The sequence below is a fragment of the Streptomyces sp. Q6 genome (genome assembly GCF_036967205.1).
Lineage (GTDB): Bacteria > Actinomycetota > Actinomycetes > Streptomycetales > Streptomycetaceae > Streptomyces > Streptomyces citrinus.
This window is the reverse complement of record NZ_CP146022.1, coordinates 3,667,778-3,680,993: the sequence shown is the minus strand read 5'-3', so window position 1 is coordinate 3,680,993 and position 13,216 is coordinate 3,667,778. Positions and strand designations below refer to the sequence as shown.

Annotated in this window: 15 protein-coding genes and 1 pseudogene; 7 read left to right on the top strand and 9 right to left on the bottom strand. The window is 71.8% G+C overall.

Going from position 1 to position 13,216, the window contains the following annotated elements:
- Positions 1-22: 22 nt before the first annotated feature.
- On the bottom strand, positions 23-1,003 hold the full coding sequence (locus V2W30_RS17135; protein ID WP_338697554.1) for an isopenicillin N synthase family dioxygenase: 981 nt from the start codon (positions 1,001-1,003) through the stop codon (positions 23-25).
- A gap of 109 nt (positions 1,004-1,112) precedes the next feature.
- Between V2W30_RS17135 and V2W30_RS17130 the strand changes: the two genes are divergently transcribed.
- Together V2W30_RS17130 and V2W30_RS17125 are read left to right on the top strand one after the other, a co-directional pair.
- Positions 1,113-1,847 (top strand): PucR family transcriptional regulator ligand-binding domain-containing protein, encoded by a 735-nt coding sequence (locus V2W30_RS17130; RefSeq protein WP_338697553.1) that lies wholly within the window; start codon positions 1,113-1,115, stop codon positions 1,845-1,847.
- On the top strand, positions 1,808-2,368 hold the full coding sequence (locus V2W30_RS17125) for a helix-turn-helix domain-containing protein (RefSeq protein WP_338697551.1): 561 nt from the start codon (positions 1,808-1,810) through the stop codon (positions 2,366-2,368). The genes V2W30_RS17130 and V2W30_RS17125 overlap by 40 nt, the downstream gene beginning before the upstream one ends.
- Here the strand turns inward: V2W30_RS17125 and V2W30_RS17120 are convergent.
- Entirely contained in the window at positions 2,317-2,910 is a 594-nt protein-coding gene (locus V2W30_RS17120; RefSeq protein WP_338697549.1) for a TetR/AcrR family transcriptional regulator, read from the bottom strand. The two genes, V2W30_RS17125 and V2W30_RS17120, sit on opposite strands and share 52 nt — an antisense overlap.
- 102 nt (positions 2,911-3,012) lie before the next feature.
- Between V2W30_RS17120 and V2W30_RS17115 the strand changes: the two genes are divergently transcribed.
- On the top strand, positions 3,013-3,612 hold the full coding sequence (locus tag V2W30_RS17115; protein WP_338697548.1) for an LppU/SCO3897 family protein: 600 nt from the start codon (positions 3,013-3,015) through the stop codon (positions 3,610-3,612).
- Between the two features lie 66 nt (positions 3,613-3,678).
- On the opposite strand, the pseudogene V2W30_RS17110 reads toward V2W30_RS17115, so the two are convergent.
- From V2W30_RS17110 to V2W30_RS17090, 5 genes and pseudogenes are all read right to left on the bottom strand, one after another.
- Positions 3,679-4,646, bottom strand: a pseudogene (locus tag V2W30_RS17110) (quinone oxidoreductase family protein).
- 57 nt (positions 4,647-4,703) lie between these two features.
- Positions 4,704-6,110, bottom strand: a complete 1,407-nt coding sequence (locus tag V2W30_RS17105) for a purine-cytosine permease family protein (protein WP_338697547.1) — start codon at positions 6,108-6,110, stop codon at positions 4,704-4,706.
- Positions 6,111-6,209: 99 nt separating this feature from the next.
- On the bottom strand, positions 6,210-6,659 hold the full coding sequence (locus V2W30_RS17100; RefSeq protein ID WP_338697546.1) for a nucleoside deaminase: 450 nt from the start codon (positions 6,657-6,659) through the stop codon (positions 6,210-6,212).
- A 15-nt stretch (positions 6,660-6,674) separates the two neighbouring features.
- Positions 6,675-8,075, bottom strand: a complete 1,401-nt coding sequence (locus V2W30_RS17095; protein WP_338697545.1) for a purine-cytosine permease family protein — start codon at positions 8,073-8,075, stop codon at positions 6,675-6,677.
- Positions 8,076-8,158: 83 nt separating this feature from the next.
- Positions 8,159-8,548: a PLD nuclease N-terminal domain-containing protein gene (locus tag V2W30_RS17090; protein ID WP_338697544.1), complete on the bottom strand. Its 390-nt coding sequence runs from the start codon at positions 8,546-8,548 to the stop codon at positions 8,159-8,161.
- 97 nt (positions 8,549-8,645) lie between these two features.
- On the opposite strand from V2W30_RS17090, the gene V2W30_RS17085 reads away from it, so the two are divergent.
- Entirely contained in the window at positions 8,646-10,103 is a 1,458-nt protein-coding gene (locus tag V2W30_RS17085) for a menaquinone biosynthesis decarboxylase (RefSeq protein ID WP_338697542.1), read from the top strand.
- On the top strand, positions 10,103-11,008 hold the full coding sequence (gene mqnP / locus V2W30_RS17080; RefSeq protein ID WP_338697540.1) for a menaquinone biosynthesis prenyltransferase MqnP: 906 nt from the start codon (positions 10,103-10,105) through the stop codon (positions 11,006-11,008). Before V2W30_RS17085 ends, mqnP begins: the two co-directional genes overlap by 1 nt.
- A gap of 79 nt (positions 11,009-11,087) precedes the next feature.
- Here the strand turns inward: mqnP and V2W30_RS17075 are convergent, their stop codons facing one another.
- On the bottom strand, positions 11,088-11,699 hold the full coding sequence (locus V2W30_RS17075) for a rhomboid family intramembrane serine protease (protein ID WP_338697538.1): 612 nt from the start codon (positions 11,697-11,699) through the stop codon (positions 11,088-11,090).
- Positions 11,700-11,794: 95 nt separating this feature from the next.
- Between V2W30_RS17075 and V2W30_RS17070 the strand changes: the two genes are divergently transcribed.
- Positions 11,795-12,475, top strand: coding sequence for a UbiX family flavin prenyltransferase (locus V2W30_RS17070; protein WP_338697536.1), 681 nt, complete (start codon positions 11,795-11,797; stop codon positions 12,473-12,475).
- Here the strand turns inward: V2W30_RS17070 and V2W30_RS17065 are convergent.
- Positions 12,472-12,606 carry a hypothetical protein gene (locus V2W30_RS17065; RefSeq protein ID WP_338703946.1) on the bottom strand — a complete coding sequence of 45 codons (135 nt, stop codon included), beginning with the start codon at positions 12,604-12,606 and terminating at the stop codon, positions 12,472-12,474. The genes V2W30_RS17070 and V2W30_RS17065 overlap by 4 nt on opposite strands.
- Positions 12,607-12,754: 148 nt before the next feature.
- Between V2W30_RS17065 and V2W30_RS17060 the strand changes: the two genes are divergently transcribed.
- Entirely contained in the window at positions 12,755-13,210 is a 456-nt protein-coding gene (locus V2W30_RS17060) for an Lrp/AsnC family transcriptional regulator (protein WP_018528218.1), read from the top strand.
- The last annotated feature ends 6 nt before the right edge of the window (positions 13,211-13,216 follow it).

Genomic DNA, 13,216 nt, shown 5'->3' with positions numbered 1-13,216 from the left:
CCGAGCCCGTCGTGGGGCGGGCTCAGCCGACGGTGATCGCGTCCAGCTTCCCGCGCAGGTACACGTGCGAGTCGACCGGCTCGTACGCGACCCTGCCCTTGGGCGCGGGCACCGGCTCCACCGTCGTGCGCGGGTCGCACTCGTAGAAGTAGACGAGCGACATCAGCTCCTCGGCGGGCGCGTCCGCCGGCGGGGGGAGCACGCGGTGGCGGCCCGAGCGCCAGCGGTCGCCGGTCCAGCGGGCCATCAGGTCACCGATGTTGATGGTGAAGGCCTCCGGGTCGAACGGCGCGTCCTCCCAGCCGCCCTCGTCCGTGAAGACCTGGAGCCCGCCCTTGCCGGCCTGCCGGTCGAGGACGGTCACCGTGCCGAAGTCGGTGTGCGGGCCGATCCGGAACTGGCCGGGCTCCGGGGCGCCGACGACCTCCGTGCCCGGATACCAGTTGATGTTGAAGCCCCAGGTGGGGTGCGCGGTGTGCCGGGTGAAGAAGTCGGCCGGCTCGTCGAGGGCGACCGCGAGCAGTTCGAGCAGCTGGTCGGAGAGCGACCGCATCCGGGCGAGGTACGTCTCCACCAGGCCCCGCAGGCGCGGGGTCTGCGCCGGGAAGACGTTCTCGCCGGACCACTCGGCGTGCACCGCCGGATCGTCGAAGGCGGTGTCCGTCGCGTACGACAGGGACTCCTTCAGGTCGGGCGGCGTCTCGGTGCCCTCCGAGTAGCCGTTGGCCTCGGCGCCGGGACCGAGCCAGCCGCGCCCGCCGACCTTCACGGCGTACGGCTCCTTCACCGTCGGCGGCAGCCGGAAGAACGCGCGGGCCTCCTCCCGGATCGCGGTGCGCAGCGCCGGGTCGACCCCGTGCCCGGTGACCAGCAGGAACCCGGCCGTCTGAAGGGCCCGGTCGACCGTGCGGGCGATCTCGGCGCGGGCTGCGGGGTCGCCGGACAGCCACGGCAGCAGGTCGATGGTCGGGATGCGGGGCTCGGCGCCCGGAGCAGCAGTCATGCGTCCACTCTCGCGGCGCGGAAACACCGGGGCAACGTGCGCACCGTACTCTCCGGGCAGCCCGCACCCCGACGGAATGTCCGCACCGTCCGTACGCCCGGGAGGCCCCGTGCCCGCTCTCACGCTCCGCGAGATCCTGGCCCTCGACGTCGTCGCCGACGCGTCGCCCGAACTCCTCGCGGGGGACGGCGCGCTGGACCGGCCCGTGCGCTGGGTGCACTCCAGCGAGGTCTACGAAGGCGCCGGGTTCCTCGACGGCGGCGAGCTGCTCCTGACGAACGGCTTCGCGTTCCTCGGCGCCGACGAGGGCGCGCTGCGGTTGTACGTACGGGAACTCGCGGCCCGCGGTGTGGCCGGGCTCGCCGTGGAGGTGGGGCGTTCGCTGGAGCGGATGCCCCGCGAAGTGGTCGCCGCGGCGCGCGAGTTGGGGTTTCCGCTGGTGGCGCTGCGGCGCGTCGTGCCGTTCGTGCGGATCGCGGAGGCCGCCAACCGGGCCATCGTCGCGCACGGCCTCGCCGCCCGCGCCGTCCCCCACGTACGCGACGCCGACCAGGGTGCGGCGCTGCTCGCCGACCTCGCCGACGGGCAGCCCTCAACCAGCCGGAGGTGCAGGCCCGTTCGGCGCTCGCCGGGTTCCGGGCCGGGCCCGGGGCGCGGCTCGTCGGCGTCTCCGTGCACGGGCCGAGCGCGGTCGCCCTCGCGGCGGTGGACCGGGTCGCGGGGCGCCGGGTGCTGCGGGCGGCGTTCCCCGGCGATGTGCTCGCGCTGCTCGTGGCACCGCCCGGCCGGGACGCCGTACGGGCGGTGCGCGACGCGTTCCGCGCGACGGCCGAGCCGGGCCTGACGATCGCCGTCGGGCACGCCGTGGGCGCCGGCGACGGCTGGCTGCGCTGGAGCGACACGCTGCGCACCGCCCGGACGACGCTGGAGCTCGCGCTGACCGTGCCAGCGGCCGAACCGGCGTACGGGGACGGGCCGTTGGTGACGTCGTCGCGGGCGCTCGCCCTGGAGCGGGAGCTGACGCGCGGCGGTGTCGAGGCCAACAGGGACCGGCTGACCCGGCTCGTCGGCGACGTCCTCGGGCCGCTCCTGGAGTGGGAGGCCACGCACGGCAGCGACCTCGTGCGCACCCTGGAGGTGCATCTGCGGCACGGGTGCAGCCCCACCCGCACGGCCGCGCTCCTGCACATCGGGCGGCAGTCGCTCTACCAGCGGCTGGAGCGGATCGAGTCGCTGCTCGGCGTGGAGGTCGGCGACCCGGAGCTGCTCGGCGAACTGCTCGCGGCGGCGTGCGCCGCGCGGGTCGTCCGGCCTCAGGGGGCCAGCGAGCGCCAGATCCTGTCGGGCAGGACCCGGGCCGCCTGAGCGAGGTCGACGTCGTCGAGCCCGGAGAGGTGGCGGCGGGCCGTCGCCACGACCGGGCCGAGGATCAGCCCCTCGATCAGCGGCAGCGGCAGCGCGACCAGCTCGCCCGCGGCGATCCGCCCGTCCACCCACGCGGCCACCGGCGACAGGCGCGCCTCCTGCGCGTCCCGCACCTGCCTGGCCTGCGCCATGTTCATCCGGTCCGCGTACGAGGAGTGCAGCAGGCGGGCGGCGTCCGGGTGCTCCTCGACGAACCCCAGGTAGGTCTGGACGACGGCCCTGATCCCGGTGCGGGCGGTGCGCGAGCGCTCCAGGGCGGCGGTCAGCTCCCCGAGCAGCCGGGTCAGCCAGCGCGTCAGCAGCGCGTCCATCAGACCGTCGACGCTGCCGAAGTGGTGGTACATGCTGCCGAGGCTCACACCGCTCGCCCTGGTCAGGGCGGAGACGGTGACGCCCTGCTCGCCGGCCTCGGCGTACACCTGGAGGGCGGCGTCCAGGAGTCGGTCGGCGGTCTCGGCGCCGCGCTGCTGCTTGGGGGTCATGGTGACAGCAAGCGTAGAACACGTCGTTCCGGTCGTGATGGATGGAATGAATTTCTAGAAACTCGTTCCACTTCGTGGGCCCACTGCGCCACACTGACCACCGTGTCCCAGCAGATACCCCCCACGCCCCCAGGACCGCCTCCGACCCCAGCGAACAACGCCCGCGGCTGCCTGGTGGCGGTCGCCACGGTCGCGGCCATGGCCTTCGTCGTGCTGCTCCTGATCCAGCTCGGCGAGGGCGACGACGACACGGACGACGCGGCCTCGTCGGCGTACTCGTCCCCGGCGGCGAGCGCCCCGTACTCGACGGACCCCTACTCGACCGATCCGTACGCCTCCACCGATCCGTACGCGTCGCCCGATCCGTATGCCTCGACCGATCCGTACGGCACCGCCACTCCCGATGCCGCCGTCACGCCCACCGCCGAGGACCCCAGCCCGTACACGTCGGGCACCTGCCTCAACGGTTCGCTGCCGGACTCGACCACCGCCCAGGAGGTCGACGACGTCGACGAGGTCGACTGCTCCGCCGCCGACGCCCACTACAAGGTGATCCAGACCATCCCGATGACGTCCGATCTGACGCGGTGCGGCGGCAACTCGCGGACCGAGTACGCCTTTTCGTCCCGGTACACGATGAACGGCACGGTCATCAACGAGTACGTCTACTGTCTCGTGGGACTCGGCTCCTACGCCCGATGACCGGACGGGCGGCGGACACGGTGCGGGCGCCGGAGGGGGGCATCCGCACCGTCGCCGCCCGTTCCCTCAGTCCGCGATCCGCAGCAGCAGCTTCCCCGTGGTCGTGCGCGAGCCCATCGCGCGATGGGCCTCGGCCGCGTCGGCGAGCGGGTACTCGCCCGTGACGGGGAGTTCGACACCCGGGACGGCGAAGGCGCGTTCGGCGAGGGCGCGCAGCTCGTGCGGGGCGGTCCGCGCCAGGTTGAGGATGGAGAAGCCGCCGACGGACAGGCCCGTCGGGTAGAGCTCGGCCTGGCCGATCTGCCAGGCGGGGGACGAGGACGCGTTGCCGAAGGAGACGACGCGGCCGAACACCGCGAGCGCCTCGCGGGTCTCGCGCAGCGTCTCGCCGCCCACCGGGTCGAGCGCCAGGTCGACGCCCCGGCCGCCGGTCAACTCCCTGGCCGAGGAGCCGAATCCGTCGGCGAGGACCACGTCGTCGTACCCGTACTTGAGCGCGTACTCCGCCTTCGCCGGGCTCGACACGACGCCGATGACCCGCCCCGCCCCGGCCGCTCGCGCCAACTGCCCGGCCACGGTGCCGACTCCGCCGGCGGCGCCCTGGACGAGCACGCTCTCCCCTCCCGCAGCCGGCCCACCGCGTGCAGCAGCGCGTACGCCGTCGGCAGGACCGTCGGCAGGGTCGCCGCCGTGCGCAGGTCGAGGCCCGCCGGGAGCGGGAACGCGGTGACGGCGTCCGCGACGACGACCTCCGCGTAGGCGCCGCCCTCGGTCAGCGCGGCCACCTCCTGGCCGACGGCGAGACCCTCGACTCCCGCCCCCAGGGCGCGAATCCGGCCGGAGACCTCAAGGCCGGGGACGTACGGCAGGGACGTCACCCGGTACCCCTCGGCGCGCGCCTTCAGGTCGGCGAAGTTCACGCCGACGTAGGCGACGTCGACGGCGACCTGGCCCGGCCCCGGCTCGGGGACCTCCACGTCCGCCGTCGTCAGGACCTCGGGGCCGCCGTACTCGCCGAATCGCACCGCACGCATGACGCACGCCTTCCGTCGCACCCACCAGTGTTCGTCGGCCGACGAACACCTGAGGGCTCAGACTGTACGACGCGAAGCGAACACTCGGCAAGCGATGGCGTACACCGCCGCGCTCACCGCGAACCCGACCACGCACGTCACGTCACCGAGCGAGGGCCACCGCTCCGGCGCCCACCCCACGTACTTCTCCTGGTTGGAGAAGAGCGGCACCGAGACCGCGATCCCGACCAGCAGGGCCGCGAAACCAGGCCAGTTGGCGAAGCCCTTGTCCGTCAGGCGCCCCGCGAGCTCCTCGTCCGGCGTCCGCGCGCGGCGCCACCGCTCGACGAGCACCACGCCCAGCCACGGCCCGATCCAGTACGCGATCACCAGCAGGAACGCCTCGTACGCGTGCCCGGCGTCGGCCAGCGACGACCACGCCGCGGCCGTGCCCGCGAGCCCCGAGACCACCACGAGCGTGCTGCGCCCCAGCCAGGACGGCAGCCGCAGACCGAGCGAGGTGACCGACATGGCGGACGAGTAGATGTTCAGCGCGTTCGCCGACACCGCGCCCAGGATGATGGCGAGCAGCACCAAGTGGCCCAGCCAGGACGGGAGATGGCCGGTGAACGCGGCCGTCGGCGTCGCGTCCGCGGGCGCCACGATCGTCGCCGAGGCCGCGCCGATCAGCGAGACGACCGACACCGAGACGAACAGGCCGAGCGCCGGGTAGAGCACGGTTCGCCGCCGGTCCGCCGTGCGTGGCAGATAGCGCGAGTAGTCCGACGCCCCCGGGTTCCAGCCCGCCGCGTACCCCCACGCCGTGCTGAACGCGAGCAGGAACCCGCCGATGCCGCCCCCGCCGCCGGACCCCGACAGGTCCGCCTCGCCGAACGTCCACACCCCCGCGAGCAGGAACACCACCGCGAGGACCGGGAACGCGTACTTCTCGAAGGCGTGCACGAAGTTGTGCCCGATGAAGCCGATGACGATCTCGGCCGCGACGACGAGCAGCAGCGACGGCAGCGGCCGCAGCCCGGTGAGCGTGTTCAGGGCGAACGCGGCGCTGACGCTGTTGACCGCGAACCAGCCGACGCCCGCCACCAGGGCGTTGACCCCGGCGGGCAGCGCGTTGCCCCGGTGGCCGAAGGCGAGCCGCCCGATCGCCATCTGCGGCACGCCGAACCGCGGCCCGTCGAGGGAGAGCACGCCCTGGGTGAGCGAGCCGAGCGCCGTGCCGAGCAGCAGCGCGGCCGCGGCCTGCCAGAAGGTCAGGCCGAAGAACAGCACCGAGATCACGCCGATGTAGACGGTCGCGAACTCGATGTTCGGCGAGGCCCACGTCCACAGCAACTGCCGCGGGCCACCGTGCCGTTCGGCGTCGGGGATGGGCTCGGCCCCGGCCGTCTCGACGGCGATGACCTTGTCGCCGTACGCGGGCGGGGGCAGGGGCGCGGGATGCGGGCTGGTGGAGGCGGTCGTCATGCCCCCTGAGTGTCCGGTCACGGACGCGCGCCGCACAGGGGCGCACTGTCCGCTTCAGGGGGCGTGACGACGTACAAGCTGTACGTGGACGTCAGCGGCTCAGACGCCGATGTCCTCGTTCCACAGCTGCGGCTCGGCCGCGATGAAGTCCTCCATCATGCCGAAGCACTCCGGGTCGTCCAGCAGCACGATCTCCACGCCGTGCTCGGCCAGCCAGTCGTGCCCGCCGTGGAAGGTGCGCGCCTCGCCGATCACGACCCGCGAGATCCCGAACTGCCGCACCAGGCCCGAGCAGTACCAGCAGGGGCTGAGCGTGGTCACCATGGTGGTGCCCCGGTACGAGCGCTGCCGCCCGGCCGCGCGGAACGCGTCGGTCTCCCCGTGCACGGACGGGTCCGCGTCCTGCACCCGGCGGTTGTGGCCGCGGCCGAGCACCTCGCCGTCGGCCGAGTACAGGGCGGCCCCGATCGGGATGCCCCCTTCGGCGCGGCCGGCCCGCGCCTCCTCGACGGCGGTGGCGAGCCAGGTGCGGGCGAGATCGAGATCCATGAGGTACGGGCCTTTCTAGCGAAGGGAGTCGGTGGTGTCGCGGCGGCGCAGCACGGCGTACAGAAGCGCGCCGAGCACGAAGCCGACCGGGCAGGTCAGGTCGCCGACGGCCGGCCAGGTGCTGGGCACCCAGCCGACGAACACGGCCTGGTTGGAGAAGAGGGGCACCGACACGGCGACGCCGACGAGCAGCGCGATCAGACCGGCCGGATTGCCGAACGCGCGGTCCTGGAGCCGCGCGGCGAGGGCGTCGTCGGGCAGGGCGCGCAGCCAGTGCTCCATGAGGACGACCCCGAGCCAGGGCGCGATCCAGTACGCGATGACGAGCAGGAAGTTCTCGAAGGCGTGGCCCGCGTCGGCGAGCGAGGCCCAGCCGGCGGCGGTGCCGATGGCGCCGACGAGGGCGACGAGGGCCGCGCGGTTCATCCAGCGCGGCAGCGTCAGGTCGAGGGAGGAGATGGAGACGGCCGCCGAGTAGACGTTCAGGGTGGCCGCGGCCATCGCGCCCAGGATGATCGCGACGAGCGTGAGGTTGCCGAGCCAGCCCGGGAGCTGACCGGTGAACGCGTCGGTGGGCGAGGCGTCGGCGGGCGCGGCGAGCGTGGCGGAGGCCGCGCCGATCACCGAGACGACGGCGACGGAGACGAACAGGCCGAGCCCGGCGTACCAGGCGGTGGCGCGGCGCGAGGTGTCGGCGGGGAGGTAGCGGGCGTAGTCGGCGGCGCACGGGTTCCAGCCCGCGGTGAAGCCGAAGACGGCGCTGAAGGCGAGCATGAACCCGCCGAAGCCGCCGCCGGAGCCCGAGCCCTGGAGCTCGGCCCCCTTGAAGATCCACACCCCGGCGAGCAGGAAGATCACGCCGAGGACGGGGAACGCGTACTTCTCGAAGCGGTGCACCAGATCGTGCCCCACGTACCCGATGACGATCTCCAGGACCACCAGGATCAGCAGGCTCGGCAGCGGCGCGAGCCCGGTCAGCGAGTTGAGCGCGAAGGCGCCGCCGACCGTGTTCACGGCGAACCAGCCGACACCGGCGACGAAGGCGTTGACCGCGGACGGCAGGGCGTTGCCCCGGTAGCCGAACGAGAGCCGGCCGATCACCATCTGCGGGACGCCGAACCGCGGCCCGTCCGTGGACAGCAGACCGTGGGCCAGCGAGCCGAGGCCCGCGCCGAGCACCAGCGCGGCGACCGCCTGCCAGAAGCTCAGGCCGAACGCGGAGACGGACAGCACCCCGATGAACACGGTGGCGAAGCCGACCTGCGGGGAGGCCCAGGTCCACAGGAGCTGACGGGGGCTGCCGTGCCGCTTGTCGTGCGGGACCGGGTCCGCGCCGTGCTCCTCGACGGCGATCAGTCTCTCGGGTCCCGTGACGACGTCGGGGGCGGGCGCGGAAGGGTGCGTGGGTCTGGACATGGGCCTTTACGGGGGACAGGGGAGGGAAGGGTTCCGCCTACCAGTGTGCGGTACAGCTACCGCGGCCCGGGACCGGCGCTCGGTCAGTCCTTGCCCTGCTCGCGCTCGCGCCGCTTGAGCTCCTCCTCGCGGCGGCGCAGATCCGCCTCCCAGTCCTTGAGCAGCGTCTCGTCCTTCTTGTTCTCTTCCTTCAGGGACTGGAGGAACTCCGGGTTGTCGTCCGGCGCCACGAACGGCGCCCTGTGGTTGCGGTGCCACTCGGAGGGCGTGGAGCCACCGGCCGGGGCGTGCCGCCGCTTCCCGGCCGCGAGCCACGCGATCGGCCCGACCAGGACCTCGCCGAAGAGCAGGATGATGATGACCCAGACCACCTTGGGCAGCCCGCGCACCTCCTCCTCCGGGGTGTTGAGGCAGTCGATGAAGGCGTAGATCCACAACGCCAGGACCAACAGGAACGGCAGATACCTCAGCACGGCCGGACAACCCCCTAGTGAGACGAGAGGCACAGGGTAGCGGGAACCGGTGACACCCCCGCCAAGATCCGTGGTGCGGGATGACAAACTGGAACACATGGCTTACGACGATCTTCGCTCCCTGCTCCGGGCGCTGGAGCGCGAGGGCGACCTGAAGCGCATCAAGGCCGAAGTCGACCCCTACCTGGAGGTCGGTGAGATCGTCGACCGGGTGAACAAGGCAGGCGGCCCGGCCCTTCTCTTCGAGAACGTGAAGGGCTCGGCGATGCCCCTCGCGATGAACGTGTACGGCACCGACCGCAGGCTCCTCAAGGCCCTCGGCCTGAAGTCGTACAGCGACATCAGCGACAAGATCGGCGGTCTGCTGAAGCCCGAGCTGCCGCAGGGCTTCGTCGGGATGCGCGAGGCGTTCGGCAAGCTCGGCTCGATGGTGCACGTGCCGCCGAAGAAGGTGAAGTCCGACGCGGCCCCCGTGCAGGAGGTCGTGCTGCGCGGCGACGACGTCGACCTGGACAAGCTCCCGGCCCTGTTCACGTGGCCCGAGGACGGCGGCTCCTTCTTCAACCTGGGCCTCACCCACACCAAGGACCCCGAGTCCGGCGTCCGCAACCTGGGCCTCTACCGCCTCCAGCGCCACGACAAGCGCACCATCGGCATGCACTGGCAGATCCACAAGGACAGCCGCAACCACTACCAGGTGGCCGCCAAGCGGGGCGAGAAGCTGCCGGTAGCGATCGCCTTCGGCTGCCCGCCGGCCGTGACGTACGCGTCGACGGCGCCGCTGCCCGGTGACATCGACGAGTACCTGCTCGCCGGGTTCATCCAGGGCAAGCGCGTCGAGATGGTCGACTGCAAGACCGTCCCGTTGCAGGTCCCGGCGCAGGCCGAGGTCGTCATCGAGGGCTGGCTGGAGCCGGGCGAGATGCTCCCCGAGGGCCCCTTCGGCGACCACACGGGCTTCTACACCCCGCAGGAACCCTTCCCGGCGCTCACCATCGACTGCGTGACGATGCGCAAGCGCCCGCTGCTCCAGTCGATCGTGGTCGGCAGGCCCCCGACGGAGGACGGCCCGCTGGGCCGTGCCACGGAGCGCTTCTTCCTCCCCCTCCTCAAGGTGATCGTCCCGGACATCGTGGACTACCACCTCCCCGAGTCGGGCGGCTTCCACAACTGCGCGATCGTCTCGATCGACAAGAAGTACCCGAAGCACGCCCAGAAGGTGATGTCCGCGATTTGGGGCGCGCACATGATGTCGCTGACGAAGCTCATCGTCGTCGTCGACTCCGATTGCGACGTGCACGATCTTCATGAAGTCTCGTGGCGCGCGCTCGGCAACACGGACTACGCCCGCGACCTGATGATCACCGAAGGCCCTGTCGACCACCTCGACCACGCCTCCTACCAGCAGTTCTGGGGCGGCAAGGCCGGTATCGACGCGACGAGGAAGTGGCCCGAGGAGGGCTATACGCGGGACGGGGGCTGGCCCGAGATGGTCGTCTCCGATCCCCGGACGGCGTCCCTCGTGGACCGCCGCTGGAAGGAGTACGGACTCTAGTGAGCTCAGCATCCGCGGCGCTCCCGCAGCAGCCGGGCCGCACCAAGGCGTTCCTGCGCCTGGTCATGATCGAGCACTCGGTGTTCGCGCTGCCGTTCGCCTACATCGCCTCCCTGACGGCGATGTTCGAGCTGGACAAGAACATCCACTGGGGCCGGCTCCTGCTGGTCACCATCTGCATGGTGGGCCTGCGCACGTTCGCGATGGCGGCGAACCGGATCATCGACCGCGAGATCGACGCCCGTAACCCGCGCACCGCCCACCGCGAGCTGGTCACGGGCGCGGTCTCGGTGAAGTCGGCGTGGACGGGCGCGCTGATCGCGCTGGTCGTCTTCCTCGCCTCGGCGGCCCTCCTGAACCCGCTGTGCCTGGCGCTCGCGCCCATCGCGGTGATCCCGATGGTCGTCTACCCGTACGGCAAGCGGTTCACGAACTTCCCGCAGGCCATCCTCGGTCTCGCGCAGGCCATGGGCCCGATCGGCGCGTGGATCGCGATCACGGGGGAGTGGTCCTGGACCGCGGTGATCCTCGGCCTCGCGGTCGGCATCTGGATCGGCGGCTTCGACCTGATCTACGCGTGCCAGGACGTGGAGACCGACCGCGAGGTCGGCGTGAAGTCGGTCCCCGCCCGCTTCGGCATCCCCGGCGCGATCTGGGGCGCGCGGGTCTGCCACTTCCTCACGACGGCGCTCTTCGTCTGGTACGCGCTGGCGACGGATGCCGGAACGTTCTTCTGGGTCGGTCTCGTCATCGTCGCGGGTGCGTTCCTCTACGAGCACTCGATCGTCAAGCCGCACGACCTGTCCCGTCTGAACCGCGCCTTCTTCCAGGTCAACGGCTTCATCGGGATCGCGCTGTTCGTGTGCGCGCTGCTCGATCTGCTGGTGCGCGGCCTGACGGTGTAGTTCCCGCGTCCGTACGCGCCGAGGGCGGCGGCACCGGTCCACGGTGCCGCCGCCCTCAGCCGTACCGGGGTCCGAAGCCTCAGGCCGCCGGAAGTCGGGGGCGTCGCCGCCGCGCGACGACGAAGGCCGTGGCCACCCCCGCCGCGAGGCCGATCAGATGGCCCTGCCAGCTGACGCCCTCGTTCGTCGGGGAGAGGCCCGCCAGGAACGTCGTGCCCCAGTAGGCCGCTATCAGCAGGCCGACGACGATGCCGAGCGGGCGGCGCTCCACGAAGCCGGACAGCACGACGAAGCCGAACAGGCCGAAGATCAGGCCCGACGCGCCCGCCGTGTTCGTGTGGTCCGGGGCGACGAGCCAGACGCCGAGTCCGTCCGCGACGACGATCAGCGTGGCGGCCAGCAGGAAGCGGCGGATGCCGGAGAGCGCGGCGACGAAGCCGAGGACCAGCAGCGGGATCGAGTTCGCCGCGACATGCGCGAAGCCGAAGTGGATGAAGGCCGCCGGGACGACGTCGGCCAATTCGGCCGGATCGCGCGGCTGGATGCCGAAGCGGTCGAGGGCGTGGCCCGACGCCACGTCGAGCGCTTCGAGGGCCCACAGCAGGGCCACCCAGCCCACCATGAGTTTCCCGGCGGCCAGCGCGCGATCCCGCGCCGTCCACTGGTCCGTGTGTATCGCCTTGTCCGTCATCTCAGCCCCCACCCCTGGAGCCCGCGCCGTCGCGGGCTGAACGACCAGGCCCCTGGTCAAGTTCCCGCACCAGCATGCCGGATAGGCTCGGTGGTGTGGAGCACGTCAACCCAAGCAGCCGCAGACCGTGGGTCGTCGGAGTGTCCGGCGCGTCCGGGACCCCGTACGCCGCTTCCGTGCTGCGCGCGCTGATCGACGCCGGTGAGGCCGTCGACCTGGTCGTGTCGCGGGCCTCGCGGCTCACGCTGCTCGACGAGACCGGCATCTCGTTCCGGGACGCGCACTGGCGCGAGGACCTGGGGGAGTGGCTGGCGCGCGGCGCGGACGGAAAGCCGGGCACGTTCGGCGGGATCGACCTGAGCGGCGTGCGGTACTGGGCCGCCGGTGATCTCGCGGCGGGCCCGTCCTCGGGCTCGTACCCGGTCAAAGGCATGATCATCGTGCCCGCTTCGACGGCGTGCGTGGCGGGTGTGGCCCTCGGCCTGTCGAAGGACCTGTTGCAGCGCGTGGCGAGCGTGACGCTCAAGGAGCGGCGCAGGCTGGTGGTCGCGGTGCGGGAGACGCCGCTCAACGGGCAGACGCTCAAGCACTTGGTGGCCCTGGACGAGGCGGGCGCGGTCGTGCTGCCCGCCTCGCCGGCGTTCTACGCGGGGGCGACGCACATCCAGGATCTGGTGGACTTCGTCGCGGGGCGGGCGCTGGACGCGGCAGGGGTGCCGCACACGCTGTACCGCCGTTGGGAGGGAGAGCTGGGGGGTGGCTCCCGGGAGGGTTAGCTCTTCTTGGCGCGCGCGGCGGGCTTCTTGGCCGCCCGGCGCTCGGCGGTGGCGGACTGGTGGACACGGGAACGATTGGCCTCGGCCTGCATCTCGCGCATGCGGGCGTACGCCATCTCGATCGTGAACACGGTGACAACACTCCTGAAGATCGTTGAATCCGCGGATCTTCGGTGATCCGCCGACTGAGGTTTAGATTTTGCGGGGTGTCGCCCCCGCTCGCCTTAGATTCTACACGTAAACTCGCGTCAACGCTGAATAATGAAAGGCTTTGGACCTATGGACGCCGTGGACAGGCAGCTCATCCAGGCCCTGCGCGAGAACGGCCGCGCCTCCTATGCCGAGTTGGGCCGTCTCGTCGGCCTGTCGGGGCCGAGCGTCACGGACCGCATCAACCGCCTGGAGGCGGCCGGCGTCATCACCGGCTACCGGGCCACCGTCGACTCGGCCTCGCTGGGACTGGGCGTCATCGCCCTCATCGGCATCTCGCTCTCCGACGCCGCCGACCACGAGGACGTCGCGCACCGCCTGAAGGACCTGCACGAGATCGAGGACTGCTGGTTCATCGCGGGCGACGACTCGTACATGCTCAAGGTGCGCGCCAGCGACGTGGACGGTCTGGAGAAGACGATCCGCCGCCTCAGCGGCACGAAGGGCGTGTCCCGCACCCGGACGACCATCGTGCTGTCCACCAAGTGGGAGAACCGGGTCGGGGAGCTTCCCGAAGAGGTCTGAGCCGCC